Below are 20,936 nucleotides of genomic sequence, written 5' to 3' on the forward strand. Positions count from 1 at the left end.
CTCGGCCTCGGCGACGACCTGGCGGCCGGCATCGGCGTGCGGCCCGAGCGCGCGCGCATCCTCAGCGTGGGCGTCGGGGTCGCGCTCGCGGCGGTCGCCGTCTCCGTCGCCGGGCCGATCGCGTTCGTGGCGCTGCTGGCCGCTCCGGTCGCGCGCCGGCTGGTCGGACGCGGATCGCTCGCGCTCGTGCCCGCGGCGCTCGTCGGCGCGCTCGTGCTGGTGCTCTCCGACGTCGTCGCCCAGTTCGCCGTGCCCGGCGTCATCTTCCCGGTCGGCGTCGTGACCGGGATCGTCGGGGCGCCCTACCTGCTCTGGCAGCTCACCAGGACCAATCGCAGCGGCCGTGGAGGCTGAGAGAGTGAGTGCTCACATGACGGACCGGACCCTCTCGGCTCGGGACCTGACCCTCGCCTACGAGGGCAGGGTGGTCGTCGACGACCTCGACCTCGACCTCCCGCCCGGGCGCGTCACCGCGATCGTCGGGCCGAACGCCTGCGGCAAGTCGACCCTGCTGCGCGGGCTGTCGCGGCTGCTCGCGCCCACCTCGGGCAGCGTCCTGCTCGACGGCGCCGACATCCGGTCGCTGCCCACCAAGGAGGTCGCGACGCGGCTGGGCCTGCTGCCGCAGACGCCCACCGCGCCCGACGGGATCACCGTGGCCGACCTGGTCTCGCGCGGCCGCTACCCGCACCAGGGCTGGTTCCGGCGCTGGACGGCGGAGGACGACGCGGCCGTGCAGGAGGCGATGGCCGCGACCGGCGTCACCGAGCTGGCGGACCGTGCGATCGACGAGCTCTCCGGCGGCCAGCGCCAGCGGGTGTGGATAGCGATGGCGCTCGCGCAGCAGACCGGCATCCTGCTGCTGGACGAGCCGACCACCTTCCTCGACATCAGCCACCAGCTCGACGTGCTCGACCTGCTGCTCGACCTGAACGCGGCACGCGGCACCACGGTGGTCATGGTCCTGCACGACCTGAACCTCGCCGCGCGCTACGCCGACCACCTGGTGGCGATGCGGGCCGGGTCGATCGTCGCATCCGGCGACCCCGCCGACGTCGTGACCGCGGACCTTGTCCGCGACGTCTTCGGTGTCGAGTCGGTCATCGCACCCGACCCGGTCGCCGGCACCCCGCTCGTCGTCCCGCTCGGCCGTCACCACACCGTCTGATCCGCGGGAAACGGGTGGCCGGCAGCGCGTCCGCCGGGGGACCCGGACCGCCGATCGGGTGACGGGCGCCGTGCGGCGGCGCTGTCATCCGGTCCCGGGCGAACGCGTTGTCGTGTCTCTGGCAACGCAGCCGAGGTGATCGGACGGCTGCGGCTCATGCCAGGTCCTCTGGGACACCACCGCATCGCACGGGGTCGGCGCGACATCAGGGTGGCAACGCCAGCAGTCTACGTCCGCTCCCGGTGCGGGTGCGATCCCCCGGGGCGGCATCGGGAGCCCTCGATCTGGAAGAATCGTCGCATGGCCTCCCCGATCACCCCGCCCCGCGGCATGCGCGACTTCCTCCCCGCCGAGAAGGCCCGCCGCGAACATGCACTGAACGTGATCCGGCGGAGCTTCGCCTCCCACGGCTTCGACGAGATCGAGACCCCGGTCGTCGAGGATGTCGCACGCCTGCACTCGGGGCTCGGCGGCGACAACGAGAAGCTCGCCTTCAGCGTGCTCAAGCGCGGTCTCGGCGGCGACGACTTCCGCGCCGCGATCGAGTCCGGCGACACCCTCGCGCTCTCCGACCTCGGCCTGCGCTTCGACCTCACCGTCCCGCTGGCCCGCTTCTACGCCACCCACCGCGCCGAACTGCCTCCCGTGTTCCGCAGCATCCAGATCGCGCCGGTCTGGCGGGCCGAGCGGCCGCAGAAGGGCCGCTACCGCCAGTTCGTCCAGTGCGACATCGACATCATCGGCGAAGGCTCGCAGCTCGCGGAGGTCGAGCTCATCACCGCGACCGCCGCCGCTCTGGAGGCCCTGGGCCTGACGGGCTGCACCATCCGGATCAACGACCGCCGCATCCTGAACGGCCTGCTCGAGTACTGCGGGTTCGCCGAGTCGCGCTGGCCGCAGGTGCTCATCTCGATCGACAAGCTCGACAAGATCGGCGCGCAGGGCGTCGTCGAGGAGCTGAGCGAGGGCGGGGCGGACTCCGCGGCCGTGCTGGGCGGGATCCTCGCCGCGCTGGAGCCGCACCTCGCCGACGGCGGAGTGGAGCTCACGGTCGAGGCCATCTCCGGCATCCTGCCCGAGGGCATGGACACCGACGCGATCGCCGACCTGGAGGCGCTCGCGCACGCGCTCGACACCCTCCCGGAGGGCGTCGCGCTGCGGTTCGACCCCACCCTGGTGCGCGGCATGGGCTACTACACCGGCACGATCTTCGAGATCGCCCACCCGGGCTCGGGCAGCTCGGTGGGCGGCGGCGGCCGCTACGACGGGATGATCGGGCGCTTCCTCGGCACCGACGTGCCCGCGTGCGGGTTCTCGATCGGCTTCGAGCGGGTCGTCGACCTGATCGAGCTGCCGGAGGACGGCGCCGCCGACTCCGTCGTGCTCGTCCACGACCCGAGCGTCCCGCTGGACCGGCTGATGGCGATCAAGTCCGAGCTGGTGGCGTCCGGACGCCGGGTGCGGCTCGACCGGAGGGCGAAGAACCTCAAGGCCGTGCTGGATCGCGCCGCCGCGGCCGGGTACCGGTCGTTCGCGTTCGTCGATCCGGGGACCGCGGACGCCGCCGCGCTGGAGTTCAAGCCGCTGTCCTGAGCGGCGCCCGCGCTCGCGCGCCATTTGTCGCAAGCATCCCGCCACTCCGTTAAAGCCGTTAACCCGACGTCACTAGACTGATTCGGCAACCCACGAAAAACCACCAAGGAGACTGTTGTGGCTCAGATCGAAGCTGTAGGCGCTCGCGAGATCCTCGACTCGCGCGGCAACCCGACCGTCGAGGTCGAGGTGCTCCTCGAAGACGGCACGGTCAGCCGCGCCGCCGTTCCGTCCGGTGCCTCCACCGGCGCGTTCGAGGCCTACGAGCTTCGCGACGGCGACAAGGACCGCTACCTGGGCAAGGGTGTCGAGAAGGCGGTCGACGCGGTCCTCGACGAGATCGGCCCGGCGATCGAGGGCTACGAGGCCAGCGACCAGCGTCTGGTCGACGAGGCCATGATCGAGCTCGACGGCACCGACAACAAGAAGCGCCTCGGCGCCAACGCCATCCTCGGCGTCAGCCTCGCGGTCGCCAAGGCCGCGGCCGACTCGGCCGACCTGCCGCTGTTCCGCTACATCGGCGGCCCGAACGCGCACGTCCTCCCCGTCCCGATGATGAACATCATCAACGGCGGCGCGCACGCCGACACCGGCGTGGACATCCAGGAGTTCATGATCCTGCCGATCGGCGCCGAGACCTTCTCCGAGGGCCTGCGCTGGGGTGTGGAGACCTACCACTCGCTCAAGGCGCTGCTCAAATCCAAGGGCCTCAACACCGGCCTCGGCGACGAGGGCGGCTTCGCCCCGGAGCTGGAGCACAACCGCGCGGCGCTCGACCTCATCTCCGAGGCCATCGAGAAGGCCGGCTACACGGTCGGCTCGCAGATCGCGCTCGGCCTCGACGTGGCCTCCACCGAGTTCTTCGAGAACGGCGTCTACCGCTTCGAGGGCCAGGACCGCACCGCGGCCGAGATGAGCGCCTACTACCAGGAGCTCGCGGCGAACTACCCGCTGGTCTCCATCGAAGACCCGCTGGCCGAGGACGACTGGGCGGGCTGGACCCTCCTGAACGCCGAGCTCGGCGGCAAGTTGCAGCTCGTCGGCGACGACCTGTTCGTCACCAACCCGAAGCGCCTCGCCCAGGGCATCGCCGCCAAGGCCGCGAACAGCATCCTGGTGAAGGTCAACCAGATCGGCACCCTCACCGAGACGCTCGACGCCGTGTCGCTCGCCCAGCGCAGCGGCATGACCGCCGTGCTCTCGCACCGCTCCGGCGAGACCGAGGACACCACGATCGCCGACCTCGCCGTCGCCACCGACGCCGGCCAGATCAAGACCGGCGCCCCGGCCCGCTCCGAGCGCGTCGCCAAATACAACCAGCTGCTCCGCATCGAGGAGGAGCTCGGCGACGCCGCCGTCTACGCCGGCCGCAGCGCGTTCCCCCGCTTCCAGGGCTGACCTACCGCCGAAGGGTGAGTAATCGCGGTTATCCGCCACGGATTTCCGCGACTACTCACCTTTCGGCGTAGCTGGGAGGATGGGGGTGTGCGGGTTTCGGGGGAGGTTGTGCCGTTGGGGGTGTTCCTCCTGTTGGCGGGGCTGTTCGTCGTGTTCGGGGCATACCTGCTGCGCCGCCCGGAACGGGCCGCGGCGCTGTTCGCCGACCGGGATGCGCGGGAGCGGTTCCGGCCGCGCGACGCGCGCGCGATCGGGCTCGTGTTCACCCTCGGCGGCCTGGGCCTGGTCGCCGTGGGCGGCGTGCGCCTCGTGGTCCTGCTGACCGCGTCCTGAGCGCCCGCCGACACCGCGCCGACACCTCGCCGACACCCCGGCCACGCGGCCGCCGCTCAGGAGGCATCGCCTACGATTGACAGCGGGGACGCACCGGTCCTCGACGTCCGCCGAGACCAGCAGGAGGGGCTATGCCGAAGCCGCGCACGCAGCGCGTCGCCGCCTCCTTCGAGCAGCCGACGGCGACCGGCCGCTGGCTGCGCGGCCTGCACTTCTCCGCCTTCTCGCTCGTCATGATGGGAGCCGTCGTGCTCGCCGTCGTCATCCTGGCGCCGTCGCTGCAGGGCTTCCTCGCGCAGCGGCAGCAGATCGCCGACCAGCAGAAGGCCGTCCAGCAGCTCTCGGCGCAGGTGGACGCGCTCAAGGAGCAGCGCGCCCGCTGGAACGACCCGAGCTACCTCCGCGCGCAGGCCCGGGACCGGCTGTACTACGTGATGCCGGGGGAGGTCAGCTACCTCGTCATCGACGACCGCGCGCCGGCCGCGAAGGCCGACACCACCCCGGTGAGCTCCAAGCTGCAGAAGACCAAGACCGACTGGGTCGGCTCGCTCTTCGGCTCGCTGATGGGCGCGGGCCTGACCGACGCCACCCCGGCGCAGCTGGGCGGCACGCCCGCGCCGACCCCGACTCCCGCACCCGGCAAGTAGCCGGCAGACCCGAGGCACCACATGACCAGACCACCGTTCGACCCCGTGACCGACGCCGACATCGCCGCGGTGACCGAGCAGCTCGGCCGCCCCGCGCGCAACGTCGTCGGCATCGCCGCGCGCTGCGTGTGCGGCCGTCCGACGGTCGTGTCCACCGCTCCGCGGCTCGACGACGGCACGCCGTTCCCGACCTTCTACTACCTCAGCCACCCCGCCGCCACGGCCGCCATGTCGCAGCTGGAGGCCACCCAGGTGATGAACGAGTACAACGACCTGCTGGCGTCCGACGACGACGTCCGCGAGCAGTACCGGGCCGCGCACGAGCAGTACCTCGCCGACCGCGAGTCGGTCGGCGTCGTCGCCGAGCTCGACGGCGTCTCGGCCGGGGGGATGCCGACCCGCGTCAAGTGCCTGCACGCCCTAGCCGCGCACGCGCTCGCGGCCGGGCCGGGCGTGAACCCGATCGGCGACCTGGCCCTGGCGCGGGGCGGGTGGTCGCCCGAGGTGTGCGAGTGCCGCATCCAGGCCGGCTGACCCGGCTCCGCCGAACCCTGGCGGCCGGCGCGACGGCGCTCGCCGCCGCACTCGTCGTGGGGATCGCACCCGCGACCGCCGCGCACGCCGACCAGGTGCGCGACATGGAGTACTGGCTCGCCGAGTACGGCTTCAGCCAGGCCTGGCACACCACCCAGGGCGCCGGCGTGAAGGTCGCGGTGATCGACACCGGCGTCGACGGGACGGTCCCCGATTTGGCCGGCGCGGTCACCGGCGGCACCGACGTGTCCGGTGTCGGCGCGCCGAACGGACAGAAGCCGCTGGGCGACGGCGACGCCGCGAACCACGGCACCTGGGTGGCCTCCCTGCTGGCCGGGCGCGGAACCGGCCCGGACTCCGGCGTGCTCGGGGCGGCGCCGCAGGCGAGCATCCTGAGCGCGTCCGTGGCGCTCGGGAAGTCGACGGGCGCCGTCGACAGCGACGACCAGATCGCGGAGGCGATCCGCTGGGCGGTCGACAGCGGCGCCTCCGTCATCAACGTGTCGCTCACCAGGAACACCCTGGACTGGCCGACGACGTGGGACGACGCCTTCCAGTACGCGTTCTCGCACGACGTGGTCGTCGTCGCCGCCGCCGGCAACCGGGGGAGCGGGACGACCGAGGTCGGGGCTCCGGCCACGATCCCCGGAGTGCTCACCGTCGCCGGCGTCGACCGCGCCGGGCAGGCGTCCTTCGACGCGTCCTCGCAGGGCATCACCATCGGCGTCTCGGCGCCGAGCGAGGAGCTGGTCGGCGCCAACCCGGGCGGAGGCTACGTGCAGTGGGCGGGCACCAGCGGGGCGGCGCCGCTGGTGGCCGGGGCCGTCGCCCTTGTGCGGGCCGCGCATCCCGAGCTGAAGGCGCCCGACGTCATCAACCGCATAATCCGCACCGCGCGGCCGCCCGCCGGGGGAGGGCCGGTGCCGAGCCCCGTGTACGGGTACGGGCTGCTCGACGCCGCGGCCGCCGTGACGGCGACCGTGCCGCACGTCAGCGCGAACCCGATGGGCGACCTGACCCAGTGGATCCACATCCACCGTCGGGCGCAGACGCCCTCCACCGCCGTGCCGCAACAGCCGGACGCGCAGGCCGCTCCGGCGCCCGCGAAGCTCAGTCCGGAACGGCCTGTAACATGGAGCTCGTTCTTCTGGCCGCAATGGAGCGTCCTCACGACCTTCTGGCTTCCGTTCGGTCTGATCTGCGGTTTCGTCACACTTCTCGCCCTCGGCGGGGTCGGTGCGTGGCTGCATTTCAGACGAGCGCACGGCAGGGGGTAGATTAACACCCATACTTTCGTGTTGAGGAGACGCCTTACTGTGCCCAAAATCCTGATCGTCGGCGGAGGATACGCCGGTTTCTACACCGCGTGGAAGCTCGAGAAGCAGCTCCGCCCGGGCGAAGCCGAAGTCACCATGGTCGACCCGCTGCCGTACATGACGTACCAGCCGTTCCTCCCCGAGGTGGCCGTCGGCTCCATCGAGCCCCGGCACGCGGTCGTCTCGCACCGCCGCCACCTGAAGACCACCAACATGGTCAGCGGCAAGGTCACCTACATCGACCACGCGAACAAGACGGCGACCATCGCGCCGGCCGCGGGCGAGCCGTACGAATTCGAGTACGACATCGTCGTGGTCACCGCGGGCGCCGTGTCGCGCACCTTCCCGATCCCGGGCGTCGCCGACCAGGCCGTCGGGCTCAAGACGATCGAGGAGGCCGTGTACATCCGCGACCGCCTGCTCAGCAACTTCGACAAGGCCTCGACGCTTCCGGCCGGTCCGGAGCGCGACCGTCTGCTGACCGTCACGGTCATCGGCGGCGGTTTCGCGGGCATCGAGATCTTCGCCGAGCTGCGCTCGTTCGCCAGCGCGCTGCTCAAGAAGTACCCCGAGCTCTCGTTCGAGGACACGCACTTCCACCTGATCGAGGCCATGGGCCGGATCATGCCCGAGGTCTCGCTGCCGACCAGCCACTGGGTCATCAAGAACCTCGCCGAGCGCGGCGCGGAGATCCACCTGGAGACCCAGCTCACCAGCGCCGTCGACGGCCGCATCGAGCTCTCCACCGGTGAGACCTTCGAGACCGACCTCATCGTCTGGACGGCCGGTGTCATGGCCAACCCGACCGTGGTCCGCCACACCGACCTCCCGATCGAGGAGCGCGGCCGGCTGCGCGTGCGCGCCGACCTGCGCGTGGGAACGGACGAGGAGATCATCGAGGGCGCCTGGGGCGCCGGCGACGTCTCTGCCGTCCCCGACCTGACCGGCGCCGGCGTCGGCGGTTACTGCGTGCCGAACGCCCAGCACGCCGTCCGCCAGGGCAAGCTGCTCGCGAAGAACCTCATCGCCGACCTGCGCGGCGAGCTGCCGCGCCAGTACTACCACAAGAGCCTCGGCGCCGTCGCGGGCCTGGGCCTCGGCATCGGTGTGCTGCAGTCCGGCAAGCTTGCGATCAAGGGCGTGCTCGGCTGGTTCGCGCACCGCGGCTACCACGGCCTGGCGATGCCGAGCTGGGAGCGCAAGTGGCGCGTGCTGTGGGGCTGGTGGAACAACTTCTGGCTCGGCCGCGACATCGTCTCTCTGAACGCCCTCCAGCAGCCGCGCGCCGTCTTCGAGGAGTTCGCCTCCCGCCCGAAGCTGGCCGTCGAGGCCGCCCCGGCCGAGGCACCGAAAAAGGCCGTGCGCGCGAAGGCCGCCGACAAGCAGCCCGCCGAGGCCGCTGCCAAGTAGCCCGGTTGTGAGAAGGCCCGGTCCCCACGGGGACCGGGCCTTCTGCTGTCCCGGGATGGGATCTCGGGCTGACAGTGGACGCTGATTCACTGAGAATTGGACGACCAGGCGACAACCGCGAGCACTGCCCCAACCATCTGCACCGACGTTCCCAGAGCGATCACCACGCTGACCTTTCGCTGGTCCTTGAGCAAGTTCGGGACCACCGTGGACCTCTGCGGGCCAGGGTAAAGCGATCCGTCGTCGACATAGCGCGGGTCATCTGCCCGGAAGCCGAAGAGCAGCCACAGTGCACCCCACACGCTCAGCAATGCTCCGACAGCGGTGACGACAAGAGCGGCGATGACCATGAACAGAGCCTAAGCGCGGCAAAGGTCAGCCTCGCGAGCTCGTCCGGCTGCAGTCGCGCTTCGGTCGGCAGTTTGGGGCACGGGGGCGTCGATTGAGTGTGATGAGTAGCTGCGTGCCCCCAGTGGGACTCGAACCCACACTCGGGCGATTTTAAGTCGCCTGCCTCTGCCAATTGGGCTATGGGGGCGAGCCGTCCAGCGCCCGGTTCGTGGTCAGCGGTCGCGGTAGGGCGACTTCACCATCTGGACGATGGCCGCTAAAGCGAGTGCGCCGCCGACGATGACGACGGCCGAGATGAGTCCGATGAGCAGGCCTTCCATGTGTCCCACCATATACGCTGCGCGGCACCCCGCGCCCCTTGTCGAGCGGGTCGCAGGAGCGGAGGGTGGGTCCATGATCCGGATCGGTTCCATCGTGTGGGGTGTGCGCGACCTGCCGCGTGCCGTCGAGTTCTGGTCGGAGGCGCTCCACTACCGGCCGCTGCGGGAGCCGGACGTCGACTGGGCGATCCTCGTGCCCGTGGCCGGGAACGGGCCGCAGCTGGCGCTCAAGCTCGTCGGGAGCGAGGCGAACCCGTCGCCGCGGCACCATCTCGACCTGTACGCCGACGACCAGGAGGCCGAGGCGGACCGGTTGCGGGTGCTCGGCGCCCTCGACGTCGAGTGGGAGTACGAGGAGGGCGCCGACTACCTGGTGCTCGCGGATCCGGACGGGAACAGGTTCTGCGTCGTCGCAGCGGGGGAGGCCGCGTACTGAGAGGACCTTCAGGCCGCCCGAAGGGTCCACCCACCAATACCGTGCAGACTGAACGCCGACACCCTTTCTGGTGAGGTGTCCTCAGACCCGGCTGGAGCCCGAGATCCCCCGACGTACGGCTCCGGCCGGGTCCTTTATGCCCGCGGCCTGCTCGGCCTGACCTCGGGGCGCCGCTCGGCTAGGCTCTCCGGGTGACCGACACGCGATGCCCCTGCGGGAGCGGCGAGACCTACGCGGACTGCTGCGGTCAGCTGCACGCCGGCGCCCCCGCCCCCACGGCCGAGCGGCTGATGCGGTCGCGCTTCAGCGCCTTCGCGCTGGGCGACTCCGGGTACCTTCTGCGCAGCTGGCACCCGTCGACGCGGCCCGACGCTCTGGACCTGGACGACGGGCTGCGCTGGTACCGGCTCGACATCGAGTCGACCGAGCGGGGAGGCCCGTTCGACCGGGACGGCGTCGTCGCGTTCACCGCGTACTACAAGGGCGCCGAACGCGGCAACCTGCACGAGGTCTCCCGTTTCGTCCGGGAGGGCGGCCACTGGTTCTACGTCGAGGCGGTCTGACCGCGGCGCCCGCGCAGCGTCAGCGGGCGGGCTCCACGTAGCGCTCCCACAGCCACACCGACAGCCCCACGACGGCGAACGCCAGCGCGGCGATCACCGCGGCGACGGCGCCGGCCCCGGTCTGCACCAGGGAGGCCACCGGCAGCAGCAGGGCGAACAGCACGGTGTACACCACGAGTCCCATCGCCAGCCAGAGCGGGCGCGACCACTGCAGCACCGCGCGGCCTGCGAGACCGCCGAACGGCAGCAGCGCGATGGCCGTGGAACCGATCGCGACCAGGGCCACGGCGTTCACCAGCTCCACGACGAACGCCGACACCACGCCGGTCGGCGTCGGCAGGACGGCGACGGTGAGCCACGCGAGCACGCCGGCGGCGGCGACCGCCGAGAGCTGGACGGCCGCCGTGCGGCCGCGTTCGACGCGCCCCATCCCAGCCGGGAGCACCGCGCCGAGGACGAGCCCGAACAGCAGGGCGGGCTCCAGCCCCAGCAGCCGGGAACCGATCGCCGCGGCCGCGACGACCACGAGGAGGACGGGCCGCACCACCGTCCGCGCCACGGGCTGTCCGAGGTGGCGGGTCATCCCGCGGGCCGAGAGGACCCAGATGGCGTTGACGCCCGCGATCGCGAGCGAGACCGCGATGAGCAGGCGGACGTAAGCCCCGGCGTCGTGGACCGACGTCGACAGTGTCACGAGCGCGGCGGCGGCGACGCCCACCAGCGGCGCGAGCCACACCGGTTGCGCTGCGCCGGCTTCCGCGGCGTGCAGCGCTGTGGCTCCGTCCTGTGCGTCGCTCAGCGCGGCGTGCGCTCCACCCGCCACGCGCGAACGGCCGAAGAGCGCGTCGGCCTCGCCCAGCTCGGCGGTGGCGCGGTTGCGGCCGAAGAGCAAGCTGCGCTCGGCCCGGCGTTCCCGCGGCCGCGCCAGCGAGACGACGAGCAGGCGTGCCGGGAGCACGAGCAGCAGCAGTGCGGCGACTGCAAGTCCGACCGAGCGCAGCCAGCCGGGCACGGAGGCCACGCTGACCACGGGCGCCGAGGCGGTCGTGAACGGAGTGGCGGTCCAGCCCTTGGTGTCGGGATGCGTCGAGCCGGAGGGCGCGGTCGGCTCGGTGCTGCTCGGCGGCGGCACGGCGGGCGCCGGCGCGGGCGCGGGCGTGGAGCGGGTGTTCGGCGACGTGGCCGAGCCGGTGGGCGCGGCCACCGTGACGGCGACGGGGTTGCTGCCCGCACTGACGTTGCCCGCCGCATCGCGCTGCAGGGCGGACGCGACGTAGTCTCCGGCGCCGAGCGGGGCGGCGCACGACCAGGCGCCGCCCGCGACCGTCGCCGTGCAGGCGAGGGTCGTGCCCCGCGACGTACTGGCGTAGACGGTGACGACGGCGCCCTGCTCGCCGGCGCCTCCGAATGAGATCGTCCCGCCGGCGGCGACCGTCGTCCCGGGCGCGGGTGAGGTGAGCGTCGGCGCGGCCGGCGCCACGGTGTCGACGACGACGCTCGCCGCGGGACTCCGGGCCGAGCGCGTGGACGAGAAGGGCGCCACCTGGGTGGCGGTGACCGTGTGGCGGCCGTCGCCGAGCCCCGGGATGACGCAGCCCCAGTTGCCCGCGCTGTCCGCGGGGAAGGTGCACGAGGCGCCGGTCTCGGCGGTCACGGTCACGGAGGCGCCGGGGTAGGCCGTGCCGCGGATCCCGCCGCCGGTGGCCCCGCCGTCGGCCGAGGCGATGACCGGGGGCGAGAGCACGTCGACGCGGCTGCTGTCGGCGAGGCCGCTGGAGCGGGAGACGGCGCGCACCGCGACGCCCGGTCCGTCCGGCAGGCGCTGCACGGAGCACCGGAACGTCCCGTCGGCCGCGGTGGTCGCGGTGCACGAGCTGGCGGCGTTCGTGGACGAGCCTCCCGAGACGTCGATGACGTCGCCGGAATCGGCGGTTCCGGAGACGGTCAGCGGGAAACTCGTGATCAGGCTGCGCGGCAGCGGGTCGAGCTGCGGCGGCCCCGGCGTCGGTGTCGGGGTCGGCGTGCCGGTGGTGTCGGCGGGCTGCGGGCCGGAGAGGTCTGCGGGTGCTGTGCGAGACGGGATGCTGCGGGATCCGGTGACTGCGGAGGGGGAGCTGCCGTGTGCGCCGGCGGCCGTGGCCGAGGCGGACGTGGTGGCCGATGCCGGCGGTGCGAGCCCGGCGACCACTCCACCGGCGACGGCGAGAGCGGCGAGCACGAATCCGGCGAGCACGGCGACGACCAGCCCGGTCGACCCCCTGGGCCGGACTGGTGGAGACACGTCCGACGTAAATACCCGCATTCCACACCATTTCAGGGGGAGGACGCGCTCCGTGTCAAACTACTCGGCCGGATTTACGGCATACTGACAACTGGGTCAACTGTCCCACTTCGCGCGACGACGCGCGACGGCACCCCTGAGGAGCTCGGATGACGCGTATCGCCCCGGCCGCACGGCGTGCCGCGCTGGTGCAGGCGGCGCTGCGGGTGGTCGCCAGGGACGGTGTGGCCGCCGCCACGACCCGGCGCATCGTCGCCGAAGCCGGGATGCCGCTGGCCAGCTTCCACTACGTCTTCGCGTCGCGCGACGAGCTGATGGCCGAACTGGTGAACGCCGTCGTGGCGGGGGAGCAGACCGACCTGGAACCGGCGCTCGACCCGGCGACGGCGCCGCTCGAACTGCGCGCGGCGATCCGTTCGGGCCTCCAGCACTACCTCGACGGCGTGCGGGCGGACCCCGACCGCGAGAAGGCGATGTTCGAACTCACCCAGTGGGCGCTGCGCGGGCCGGGCTTCGCGCCGCTGGCCCGCCGCCAGTACGACCGCTACTACGCGCTGGCCGAACGCGCCGCGCACGACGCGGCCGAGCTCACCGGCAGCACCTGGGGCCGGCCGGTCGCCGAGGTCGCCCGGCTGCTGGTGACCCTCACCGACGGGCTCACCATCGCCTGGCTGGTGACCCGCGACGACGCCGCGGCCGAGCGCGCGATGGACTTCGCCGCTGATGCGCTCGCCGCGCTCGCCGTCGCCCCGCCTCCCGCTGCCACAGCCCCCTCCGCCGTCTCCGCCCGCTCCGCCGTCTCCACCCCCTCCGCCCTCCACCCGAACGCAGGAGCCCGATGACCCACACCTCGACGCCGGCCGTCTTCGCCGAACCGACCCGCCGCGTCCCCGGCCGCTGGGTCGCCGCCTTCGCCGTCGCCTGGCTGGGCGTCTGGATGGCGCAGCTCGCCCCCATCCAGAAGCTGCTGCCCGACCAGGTGCAGGCTCAGCTGCACACCACCTACTGGGTCGACAACGTCGTCGCCTTCGGCATCATCTCCGGCATCTCGGGCGTCTGCGCGATCGTCGCATACCCGCTCACCGGTGCGCTCTCCGACCGCACCACGAGCCGGTTCGGCCGGCGCCGCCCGTGGATCGCCGGCGGGACGGCCCTGTTCGCGCTGTCGCTGGTGCTGCTCGGCCTGCAGACGACGATGGTCGGCATCGGCGTGTTCTGGTCGCTCGCGCTCACCGGGTTCTGCGTCCTCACCGCGGCGCTGACCGCGACGATCTCGGACCAGGTGCCTGTGGGCCAGCGCGGCTACGTCTCGGGCTGGATCAGCGCGCCGCAGGCGATCGGGATCATCCTGGGCGTCTCGCTTGTCACCTACGTGTTCGTCGGCGCGCTGGTCGGCTACACCGCGATGGCCGTGCTGCTGGTGCTGCTGGTGCTGCCGTTCCTGTTCCTGCCCGACGCGGTGCTGCCGCCGCACCTGCGCGAGCGGATGACGTTCCGCGGCGTCGTGGAGGGGCTCTGGATCAGCCCGCGCGAGCATCCCGACTTCGGCTGGACGCTGCTGAGCCGGGTGCTGGTGAACTTCGGCAACGCGTTCGGCACCTCCCTGCTGCTGTACTTCCTGGAGTTCGGGCTGCACGATGAGCACGCCGACGACGATCTGCTCGTGCTGATCCTCATCTACATGGTGTTCGTCATCGTCGCGTCGCTCGCGCTCGGCCGGCTCTCCGACCGGCTCGGGAGGCGCAAGGCGTTCGTGTTCGTGTCCTCCGCTCTGCAGGGCGTCGCCGCGCTGCTGCTGGCGTTCGTGCCGGAGCTGTCCGTCGCGATGGTCGCCGCCGGGCTTCTCGGCCTCGGCTACGGCTGCTTCCTCTCGGTGGACCAGGCGCTCGCGACCCAGGTGCTGCCCGACCCGGAGAATCGCGGGAAGGACCTCGGCATCATGAACATCGCGACGGCCGTGCCGCAGGCGATGGCGCCGCTGTTCGGCGCCGCGATCGTCGCGGCGCTCGGCGGGTTCGTCGGCCTCTTCGTCCTCTCCGGGGTGTTCGCGTTCGCGGGCGCGCTCGCGGTGGCCCGGGTGAAGGCGGTGCGCTGATGACCACGATCGACCTGGCCACCGCGCCCACCGCGGCCGAGCGCACCTGGACCACGCCCGACGTGTTCTGGCCGGCGCTGAGCGCCGCGACCGCACGGCTCGACCCCGCCTTCGGCGTGCTGCACCTGCCCGCCTTGCGGCACAACACGCACGACATGCTCCGCCGGGCCGCAGGCAAGCCGATCCGGGTCGCCTCCAAGTCGGTGCGCGTTCGCTCGGTGCTGGACGCCGTCCTCGCCCTCCCCGGCTACGCGGGAGTGCTGGCGTACACGCTGCCCGAGGCGCTCTGGCTGGCCGAGGGCGACAGCGGGCACGCGCCGATCGAGGATGTCGTCGTCGGCTACCCGACCGCGGACCGGGCCGCGATCGCACGCCTGGCGGCCTCGCCCGAGCTGGCCTCCCGGGTGACGCTCATGGTCGACTCGGTCGCGCACCTCGACCTCATCGACGCGGTCGTCCCGCCGGCGCAGCGGGAGACCATCCGGCTCTGCCTGGAGCTCGACTCCTCGTGGGACGCGCCGGTGCTCGGCCACATCGGCGTCTACCGCTCGCCGCTGCACAGCGTCGAGACCGTGCGCGCTGTGGCGGAGGCGGTCACGCGCCGTCCGGGCTTCACCCTGGTCGGGATGATGGGCTACGAGGCGCAGATCGCCGGCCAGGGCGACAACCCGCCCGGCCGCCCGGCGTGGGCCGCGACGCTGCGCTGGATGCAGAAGAACTCCCGCGAGGAGCTGATCGCCCGCCGCGGGGAGGCGGTCGCCGCCGTCCGCGCGCTGGCGGACCTGGAGTTCGTGAACGGCGGAGGCACCGGCTCGCTCGAGTTCACGGCCTCCGACCCGTCGGTCACCGAGATCGCCGCGGGCAGCGGCCTGTTCGGCGGCCACCTGTTCGACACCTACCGCGGGTTCCGCCCCGCGCCGGCGGCGTCCTTCGCGCTGTCGGTGGTGCGGCGGCCGGACGAGCGCACGGCGACGCTGCTCGGCGGCGGCTGGATCGCGTCCGGCCCGCCCGGCCCCGACCGCCTCCCGAAGCTCGAGTGGCCGACCGGGCTGTCCCTGGTCGACCGCGAGATGGCGGGGGAGGTGCAGACGCCGGTCACCGGCGCCGCCGCCGCCGTCCTGCGCGTCGGCGACCGGGTCTGGCTGCGGCACACGAAGTCGGGCGAGCTCAGCGAGCACGTGAACGACTTCCACCTCGTGGACACGGTGGCGGGCCGGGCGACGGTCGTCGGCTCCGTCCCGACCTACCGCGGCGAGGGCAGGGTGTTCCTATGACGGCCAGCGGCGGCGTCTGGCGGAACTGGGGTCGCAGCGAGTCCATCCGGCCGCAGCGCGTCGAGCGCCCGCGCGACGCCGAGGCGGTGCAGCGCGCCGTCATGGCCGCGGCGAGGCAGGGGATGCGGATCAAAGCCGTCGGCGCCGGGCACAGTTTCACCGGGATCGCGGCGGCGCCGGGCGTGCTGCTCGACCTGGAGGACGTCAGCGGCGTCCTCGACGTCGACCTCGAACGCGGCCGGGTCCGCCTCGCAGCGGGCACCCGCCTCCATCAGCTCCCGCGGCTGCTGCGGCCGTACGGTCTCGCGCTGCAGAACATGGGCGACATCGACCGGCAGACCATCGCCGGCGCGACCTCCACCGGCACGCACGGCACCGGCGGATCGTTCGGCGGCCTGGCGACGCAGATCGTCGCGCTGACGCTCGTCACCGGCGCGGGCGAGCTCCTGACGATCAGCGAGGACGAGAACGCCGAGCTGTTGCCGGCCGCCCGCCTCGGGCTCGGCGCGCTCGGCGTCATCGTGGACCTCACCCTGCAGTGCGTGCCGGCGTACCTCCTGAGGGCCGTCGAACGGCCGGAGCCCCTGCAGCAGGTGCTCGACAGCTACCTGGAGCGCTCGGCGCGGGAGGACCACTTCGAGTTCTACTGGTTCCCGCACACCGAGACCGGCCTGACCAAGACGAACACGCGGCTGCCGCTCACCGAGCGACGGGCTCCGCTGTCGGCGGCCGGCCGCTGGCTGGACGACGAGCTGCTCGCCAACGGCCTCTACCGCGGCGTCTGCGCGGTCGGCACGGTCGTGCCGGGCGTGATCCCGCCGTTCAGCCGGCTCGCCCAGAAGCTCACCGGCAACCGCGACTTCACCGACCACGCGCCGCGCGTGTTCGTCACCAACCGCACCGTGCGCTTCCGCGAGCAGGAGTACGCGATCCCGCGGGAGGCCGTGCCAGGGGCGCTCGCCGAGGTCAAGGCGCTCATCGAGCGGCGCGGCTGGCGGATCTCCTTCCCGATCGAGGTGCGGTCCGCCGCCGCGGACGACAACTGGCTGTCGACCGCGTACCAGCGCGAGAGCGGCTACATCGCCGTGCACCGCTACTACCGGGAGGACCCGACCGAGTACTTCTCCGCGGTCGAGGACATCATGGCCGCCCACGACGGCCGCCCGCACTGGGGCAAGATGCACGGCCGCGACGCCGGGGTGCTGCGCGCCGTCTACCCGCGCTTCGACGACTTCCTCGCCGTGCGCGACCGCCTCGACCCCGACCGCCGCTTCGACAACGCCTACCTCCGCCGCGTCCTCGGCCCCTGACCGACCATCTCTCCCGGAGTTGCGCACGCGACACGCCGTGTTCAGGCGTACACAACTCAGGAATGGATGGCAGGCGGCTAGGGGGTGCGGCGCTGGAGGGTGAGGGCGCCGACGACGACGGCGGCGACGGCGAAGGCGCCGATGATGAGGAGCTGGCCGCCGATGTACGCGGCGTCGTGCGAGTCCGTTGAGACGGCGTTGAGCGCGTCGACGGCGTGCGAGAGCGGCAGCCAGTCGCTGATCTGCCGGAGGCCGTCCGGGAGCTGGTCGCGCGGGATGAAGATCCCGCCGAGCAGGATCTGCGGGAACACGATCAGCGGCATGAACTGCACGACCTGGAACTCGGTGCGCGCGAACGCGCTGGCGAACAGGCCGAGCGTGCTCCCCAGCACGGCGTCGGTGACGGCGACCGCCACCATCAGCCAGGGGTCGCCCTTGATCTCCAGGCCGCACACCCAGACCGCGTAGCCGACCGCCACGAGCGACTGCAGGATCGCGAGCAGTCCGAAGGCCAGCGTGTAGCCGAGGATGAAGTCGCCCCGGCCGAGCGGCATCGACAGCAGCCGCTCGAGTGTGCCGGTGCGGCGCTCCCGCAGCGTCGTGATGCTGGTCACCAGGAACATGACGATGAACGGGAAGAGCGCCACGATCGCCGGGCCGATGGTGGCGAACACATCCGTGTCCGTGAAGATCCAGGCCACCAGCCCGATCAGGAGGCTCGGCACGACGATCAGCAGCCCGATCGTGCGCGGGTCGTGCCGGATCTGCATGAGCACGCGGCCGGCCGTCGCGAGGGTGCGTGTCGCGTTCATCGGGCGGCCTCCCCGTCTCCGTCGTGCTCGTGCTCGGTGTCCTCCGCGCCCTCCGCGGCCTCACCCAGCGAGTGCCGGGGATGGCGGCGCCGCAGCAGCGTGAGGAACGCGCCCTCCGCGTCCGCCGCACCGGTCTCGGTCAGCAGCTCCTCCGGGGTCGTGTCGGCGAGGATGCCGCCCTCCCGCATGAGCAGCAGCCGGTCGCAGCGGGTCGCCTCGTCCATGACGTGGCTGGAGATCAGGAGGCTGGTGCCGCCGTGCGCCAGCCGGTGGAACAACGTCCACAGCTCGACCCGCAGCAGCGGATCGAGTCCCACGGTCGGCTCGTCGAGCACGAGCAGGTCGGGGGAACCCAGCAGCGCTGCGGCGAGAGACACCCGGCTGCGCTCGCCGCCGGAGAGGGTGGAGACGAGCCGTCCGGCGTTCGGTCCGAGGTCCGTGGCCTCGATCGCGCGCTCGATGTCCGCCTTGCCGGCGCCGAGCACGTTGCGGAAGTACGCCAGGTTCTGCCGCACGGTCAGGTCGTCGTAGACGCTCGCCGCCTGCGTGACGTAGCCGACCCGGTGCCGGAGCGCCGACGACCCGGCGGGCTGTCCCAGCACCGCGACCTCGCCGCCGTCCACGCGCTGCACGCCCACGATGGAGCGCATCAGCGTCGTCTTGCCGCAGCCGCTCGGCCCGAGCAGGCCGACGACCTGGCCGCGCGGGATGCGGAGGTCGAGGCCGTCGAGCACCATCGTGCGGCCGCGCTTGACCCGCAGCCCGTCGATCACGACGGCGGCCTCCTCGACGAGACCGGTCTCCGCGGACGATGAATTCATCATGTGATGAATTATTCGCCTGGACCGCGGCCTCCGTCAACGTCCCCGAACAGATGCCACTGGATCACCGGCCCCACCCGCCGGGCGAGCTCGTCCGGGTCCGCGCTCGCGATCGGCTCGAGCTTCAGCGCGTACCGCGTCATCATCACGCCGACGATCTGCGAGGCGGCCAGATCGGCGCGCAGCTGCGCGTCGTCGGCGTTCGCGAGCGCCGCCAGCCGGGCGAACACCTCCCGGGTCAGGAACTCCCGCAGCATCCGGGTGCCGGGGCCGCTGCTCAGCACGGTGCGCAGGATGAGCACCATTCGGCCGGCGGCGCGCTCGTCCTCCAGCTGGGTGAGCAGGTAGCGCACCAGCGTCTCGCCGACCGCGTCGCGCGGGGCGCCGAGCACGACGTCCAGCACCCGGTCCGGCCGCAGCGGGGCCTCCAGGGTCGCCGCGAACAGGTCGGCCTTGTCGTCGAAGTAGTGGTGGACGAGCGCGGAGTCGACACCCGCCCGGCGGGCCACCGCGCGCAGGGAGGCCGCCTCGTAGCCGCGCTCGGTGAACTCCTCCGCCGCCGCGCGCACGATCGCCGTGCGGGTCGAGGCCGCTCCGCGCTCCTTGCGCGGCCGACCCCTCCTGCGGCGCTCGGCGACCTCACTCACGTTTGCCATTGTGCACCCCCGACCGGGTGCGCTGTCCATCCGCATTGCGGTTGCTTCGAGTGTGATGGGAAGCCCGTGGGAGGCGCATCCGCGGCCCTTAGGATGCTGTTAGCGCAGTCGATCGGCGCATTCACGCTTAGGAGTTCCCGCAATGGAATGGCTCATTCCGGTCATCATCGTCGTCGTGCTCGTCGCGATCATCGGAATCTACTTCTGGGCCACGTACAACTCGCTCGTCACGCTCAAAGTGCGGGTGGACGAGGCGTGGAGCGACATCACGGTGCAGCTCAAGCGCCGTGCCGACCTCATCCCCAACCTGATCGAGACGGTCAAGGGCTACGCCGCGCACGAGCGCGGGGTCTTCGAGTCGGTGACGAAGGCGCGCGCCGAGACGCTGTCGGCGCAGACGCCGGGTGAGGCGTCCGTTGCCGAGGGGCACATGCAGACCGCGCTGAAGAGCATCTTCGCCGTGGCGGAGGCCTACCCGCAGCTGCAGGCGAGCCAGAACTTCCTGCGCCTGCAGGCCGACCTGGTCGACACCGAGGACAAGATCCAGGCCTCGCGCCGGTTCTACAACGGCGGGGTGCGCGAGTTCAACACGAAGATCAAGGTGTTCCCGAACAACCTGTTCGCCCGTCGCCTCGGCTTCAGCGAGCGCGAGTTCTTCGAGGTCGACAACCTGGCGGCGATCGCCGAGCCGCCGCGCGTCCAGTTCTAGGTCGTCGATGTACAGGGCTATCGCAAGGAACAAGCGCAACACCGTCTTCATCATCCTGCTGTTCCTGATCCTCATCGGCGCGCTCGGCTGGCTGTTCTCGGTCATCTACAACAGCTGGGCGATCCTCGCCTGGGTCGGCATCGGCGCCATCGTCTACGCCGTCTTCCAGTACTTCATGGCGTCCAGCCAGGCGCTGAGCATGTCCGGCGCGGTGCCGATCACCAAGGCCGACAACCCGCGCCTCTGGAATGTCGTGGAGAACCTCTCGATCACGACCGGCACCCCGATGCCCGCGGTCTACATCATCAACGACCCGGCGCCCAACGCGTTCGCCACCGGGCGGGACCCGCAGCACGCCTCGGTCGCGGCGACCACCGGCCTGCTCGACATCATGAACGACGCCGAGCTGGAGGGCGTCATGGCGCACGAGCTCGGGCACGTGCGCAACTACGACATCCGGCTCTCGATGATCGTCTTCGGCCTCACGGTCGCGATCGGGCTCATCGCCGACATCTTCGTGCGGATGGCGTTCTTCGGCGGCAACAACCGCAACAACAACAACAACGGCGGCAACCCGCTGCTGCTGGTGTTCGGGCTGGTCGCGGCGATCATCGCCCCGCTCGTGGCGACGCTCGTGCAGCTCGCGGTCTCCCGGCAGCGCGAATACCTGGCCGACGCCACCGGGGCGATCACGACACGGCACCCCGACGCGCTCGCCAGCGCCCTGCTCAAGCTGCAGGACTACGGCCGTCCGATGCGACGGCAGAACAGCAGCATGGCGCACCTCTGGATCGCGGAGCCGCTCAAGCCCAGCCTGATGAGCCGGCTGTTCTCGACGCACCCGCCCATCCCGGAGCGCGTCGACCGCCTCGAGAAGATGGGTTCCACCTTCTAGGCCGGTCAGCAATT

At 71.9% G+C, this 20,936-nt stretch carries 22 protein-coding genes and 1 tRNA gene; 17 read left to right on the forward strand and 6 right to left on the reverse strand.

Annotation, left to right across the window (positions count from 1 at the left end; all coding sequences use genetic code 11):
- The 9 genes from AC3A3H_RS03320 to AC3A3H_RS03360 all read left to right on the forward strand — a co-directional run.
- Positions 1-354: iron chelate uptake ABC transporter family permease subunit (locus AC3A3H_RS03320; protein ID WP_487613122.1), on the forward strand; the 354-nt coding region annotated here is incomplete at its 5' end.
- Between the two features lie 16 nt (positions 355-370).
- Positions 371-1,168 carry an ABC transporter ATP-binding protein gene (locus AC3A3H_RS03325; protein WP_487613123.1) on the forward strand — a complete coding sequence of 266 codons (798 nt, stop codon included), beginning with the start codon at positions 371-373 and terminating at the stop codon, positions 1,166-1,168.
- 300 nt (positions 1,169-1,468) lie between these two features.
- Positions 1,469-2,761, forward strand: a complete 1,293-nt coding sequence (gene hisS / locus AC3A3H_RS03330) for a histidine--tRNA ligase (RefSeq protein ID WP_487613124.1) — start codon at positions 1,469-1,471, stop codon at positions 2,759-2,761.
- A 117-nt stretch (positions 2,762-2,878) separates the two neighbouring features.
- Positions 2,879-4,159 carry a phosphopyruvate hydratase gene (eno, locus tag AC3A3H_RS03335; RefSeq protein ID WP_487613125.1) on the forward strand — a complete coding sequence of 427 codons (1,281 nt, stop codon included), beginning with the start codon at positions 2,879-2,881 and terminating at the stop codon, positions 4,157-4,159.
- Positions 4,160-4,279: 120 nt separating this feature from the next.
- Entirely contained in the window at positions 4,280-4,492 is a 213-nt protein-coding gene (locus AC3A3H_RS03340) for a hypothetical protein (protein ID WP_487613126.1), read from the forward strand.
- Positions 4,493-4,623: 131 nt separating this feature from the next.
- Positions 4,624-5,139, forward strand: a complete 516-nt coding sequence (locus AC3A3H_RS03345; RefSeq protein ID WP_487613127.1) for an FtsB family cell division protein — start codon at positions 4,624-4,626, stop codon at positions 5,137-5,139.
- A gap of 21 nt (positions 5,140-5,160) precedes the next feature.
- Complete coding sequence (locus AC3A3H_RS03350; RefSeq protein ID WP_487613128.1) at positions 5,161-5,673, forward strand: DUF501 domain-containing protein; 513 nt, start codon at positions 5,161-5,163, stop codon at positions 5,671-5,673.
- Positions 5,652-6,950: a S8 family serine peptidase gene (locus tag AC3A3H_RS03355; protein WP_487613129.1), complete on the forward strand. Its 1,299-nt coding sequence runs from the start codon at positions 5,652-5,654 to the stop codon at positions 6,948-6,950. Before AC3A3H_RS03350 ends, AC3A3H_RS03355 begins: the two co-directional genes overlap by 22 nt.
- A 39-nt stretch (positions 6,951-6,989) precedes the next feature.
- Positions 6,990-8,399: an NAD(P)/FAD-dependent oxidoreductase gene (locus AC3A3H_RS03360; RefSeq protein ID WP_487613130.1), complete on the forward strand. Its 1,410-nt coding sequence runs from the start codon at positions 6,990-6,992 to the stop codon at positions 8,397-8,399.
- Positions 8,400-8,485: 86 nt separating this feature from the next.
- Here AC3A3H_RS03360 and AC3A3H_RS03365 read toward each other — a convergent pair whose 3' ends face one another.
- Both AC3A3H_RS03365 and AC3A3H_RS03370 read right to left on the reverse strand, forming a co-directional pair.
- Positions 8,486-8,749 (reverse strand): hypothetical protein, encoded by a 264-nt coding sequence (locus AC3A3H_RS03365; RefSeq protein WP_487613131.1) that lies wholly within the window; start codon positions 8,747-8,749, stop codon positions 8,486-8,488.
- A 114-nt stretch (positions 8,750-8,863) separates the two neighbouring features.
- Positions 8,864-8,937: transfer RNA gene (locus AC3A3H_RS03370), tRNA-Leu, on the reverse strand.
- A gap of 206 nt (positions 8,938-9,143) precedes the next feature.
- Here AC3A3H_RS03370 and AC3A3H_RS03375 point away from each other — a divergent pair.
- Together AC3A3H_RS03375 and AC3A3H_RS03380 are read left to right on the forward strand one after the other, a co-directional pair.
- Positions 9,144-9,506: a VOC family protein gene (locus AC3A3H_RS03375; RefSeq protein ID WP_487613132.1), complete on the forward strand. Its 363-nt coding sequence runs from the start codon at positions 9,144-9,146 to the stop codon at positions 9,504-9,506.
- Positions 9,507-9,697: 191 nt separating this feature from the next.
- Entirely contained in the window at positions 9,698-10,069 is a 372-nt protein-coding gene (locus AC3A3H_RS03380) for a YchJ family protein (RefSeq protein WP_487613133.1), read from the forward strand.
- A 19-nt stretch (positions 10,070-10,088) separates the two neighbouring features.
- Here AC3A3H_RS03380 and AC3A3H_RS03385 read toward each other — a convergent pair whose 3' ends face one another.
- On the reverse strand, positions 10,089-12,350 hold the full coding sequence (locus AC3A3H_RS03385; protein ID WP_487613134.1) for an Ig-like domain-containing protein: 2,262 nt from the start codon (positions 12,348-12,350) through the stop codon (positions 10,089-10,091).
- 149 nt (positions 12,351-12,499) lie between these two features.
- On the opposite strand from AC3A3H_RS03385, the gene AC3A3H_RS03390 reads away from it, so the two are divergent.
- From AC3A3H_RS03390 to AC3A3H_RS03405, 4 genes are read left to right on the forward strand one after another with little or no spacing between them, the layout of a single operon-like run.
- Positions 12,500-13,192, forward strand: a complete 693-nt coding sequence (locus AC3A3H_RS03390) for a TetR/AcrR family transcriptional regulator (protein WP_487613135.1) — start codon at positions 12,500-12,502, stop codon at positions 13,190-13,192.
- The gene (locus AC3A3H_RS03395) at positions 13,189-14,445 is read left to right on the forward strand and encodes an MFS transporter (RefSeq protein WP_487613136.1); all 1,257 of its coding nucleotides are present in this window, start codon (positions 13,189-13,191) and stop codon (positions 14,443-14,445) included. The genes AC3A3H_RS03390 and AC3A3H_RS03395 overlap by 4 nt, the downstream gene beginning before the upstream one ends.
- A complete protein-coding gene (locus AC3A3H_RS03400; RefSeq protein WP_487613137.1) occupies positions 14,445-15,719 on the forward strand; it encodes an amino acid deaminase/aldolase in 1,275 nt (424 codons plus the stop codon). The genes AC3A3H_RS03395 and AC3A3H_RS03400 overlap by 1 nt, the downstream gene beginning before the upstream one ends.
- Entirely contained in the window at positions 15,716-17,029 is a 1,314-nt protein-coding gene (locus AC3A3H_RS03405; protein WP_487613138.1) for a D-arabinono-1,4-lactone oxidase, read from the forward strand. Before AC3A3H_RS03400 ends, AC3A3H_RS03405 begins: the two co-directional genes overlap by 4 nt.
- Positions 17,030-17,106: 77 nt before the next feature.
- Here AC3A3H_RS03405 and AC3A3H_RS03410 read toward each other — a convergent pair whose 3' ends face one another.
- The 3 genes from AC3A3H_RS03410 to AC3A3H_RS03420 are packed head-to-tail and all read right to left on the reverse strand — an operon-like array spanning position 17,107 to position 19,309.
- Positions 17,107-17,841 carry an ABC transporter permease gene (locus AC3A3H_RS03410; protein WP_487613139.1) on the reverse strand — a complete coding sequence of 245 codons (735 nt, stop codon included), beginning with the start codon at positions 17,839-17,841 and terminating at the stop codon, positions 17,107-17,109.
- The gene (locus AC3A3H_RS03415; RefSeq protein WP_487613140.1) at positions 17,838-18,665 is read right to left on the reverse strand and encodes an ABC transporter ATP-binding protein; all 828 of its coding nucleotides are present in this window, start codon (positions 18,663-18,665) and stop codon (positions 17,838-17,840) included. The genes AC3A3H_RS03410 and AC3A3H_RS03415 overlap by 4 nt, the downstream gene beginning before the upstream one ends.
- Before the next feature lie 8 nt (positions 18,666-18,673).
- On the reverse strand, positions 18,674-19,309 hold the full coding sequence (locus tag AC3A3H_RS03420) for a TetR/AcrR family transcriptional regulator (RefSeq protein WP_487613141.1): 636 nt from the start codon (positions 19,307-19,309) through the stop codon (positions 18,674-18,676).
- Between the two features lie 151 nt (positions 19,310-19,460).
- Here AC3A3H_RS03420 and AC3A3H_RS03425 point away from each other — a divergent pair, with 151 nt between their 5' ends.
- Both AC3A3H_RS03425 and AC3A3H_RS03430 read left to right on the forward strand, forming a co-directional pair.
- Positions 19,461-20,027 carry a LemA family protein gene (locus tag AC3A3H_RS03425; RefSeq protein ID WP_179605411.1) on the forward strand — a complete coding sequence of 189 codons (567 nt, stop codon included), beginning with the start codon at positions 19,461-19,463 and terminating at the stop codon, positions 20,025-20,027.
- A 7-nt stretch (positions 20,028-20,034) separates the two neighbouring features.
- A complete protein-coding gene (locus tag AC3A3H_RS03430) occupies positions 20,035-20,922 on the forward strand; it encodes a M48 family metalloprotease (RefSeq protein ID WP_487613142.1) in 888 nt (295 codons plus the stop codon).
- The last annotated feature ends 14 nt before the right edge of the window (positions 20,923-20,936 follow it).

The sequence above is a fragment of the Leifsonia sp. Soil_N53 genome (assembly GCF_057655165.1).

Excerpts from the sequence above, each read along its gene's own strand:
- AC3A3H_RS03325 (WP_487613123.1), top strand. The coding sequence starts at position 371 with ATGACGGACCGGACCCTCTCGGCTCGGGACCTGACCCTCGCCTACGAG.
- hisS (WP_487613124.1), top strand. The coding sequence starts at position 1,469 with ATGGCCTCCCCGATCACCCCGCCCCGCGGCATGCGCGACTTCCTCCCC.
- AC3A3H_RS03345 (WP_487613127.1), top strand. The coding sequence starts at position 4,624 with ATGCCGAAGCCGCGCACGCAGCGCGTCGCCGCCTCCTTCGAGCAGCCG.
- AC3A3H_RS03350 (WP_487613128.1), top strand. The coding sequence starts at position 5,161 with ATGACCAGACCACCGTTCGACCCCGTGACCGACGCCGACATCGCCGCG.
- AC3A3H_RS03365 (WP_487613131.1), bottom strand. The coding sequence starts at position 8,749 with ATGGTCATCGCCGCTCTTGTCGTCACCGCTGTCGGAGCATTGCTGAGC.
- AC3A3H_RS03375 (WP_487613132.1), top strand. The coding sequence starts at position 9,144 with ATGATCCGGATCGGTTCCATCGTGTGGGGTGTGCGCGACCTGCCGCGT.
- AC3A3H_RS03390 (WP_487613135.1), top strand. The coding sequence starts at position 12,500 with ATGACGCGTATCGCCCCGGCCGCACGGCGTGCCGCGCTGGTGCAGGCG.
- AC3A3H_RS03395 (WP_487613136.1), top strand. The coding sequence starts at position 13,189 with ATGACCCACACCTCGACGCCGGCCGTCTTCGCCGAACCGACCCGCCGC.
- AC3A3H_RS03400 (WP_487613137.1), top strand. The coding sequence starts at position 14,445 with ATGACCACGATCGACCTGGCCACCGCGCCCACCGCGGCCGAGCGCACC.
- AC3A3H_RS03405 (WP_487613138.1), top strand. The coding sequence starts at position 15,716 with ATGACGGCCAGCGGCGGCGTCTGGCGGAACTGGGGTCGCAGCGAGTCC.
- AC3A3H_RS03410 (WP_487613139.1), bottom strand. The coding sequence starts at position 17,841 with ATGAACGCGACACGCACCCTCGCGACGGCCGGCCGCGTGCTCATGCAG.
- AC3A3H_RS03415 (WP_487613140.1), bottom strand. The coding sequence starts at position 18,665 with ATGATGAATTCATCGTCCGCGGAGACCGGTCTCGTCGAGGAGGCCGCC.
- AC3A3H_RS03425 (WP_179605411.1), top strand. The coding sequence starts at position 19,461 with ATGGAATGGCTCATTCCGGTCATCATCGTCGTCGTGCTCGTCGCGATC.
- AC3A3H_RS03430 (WP_487613142.1), top strand. The coding sequence starts at position 20,035 with ATGTACAGGGCTATCGCAAGGAACAAGCGCAACACCGTCTTCATCATC.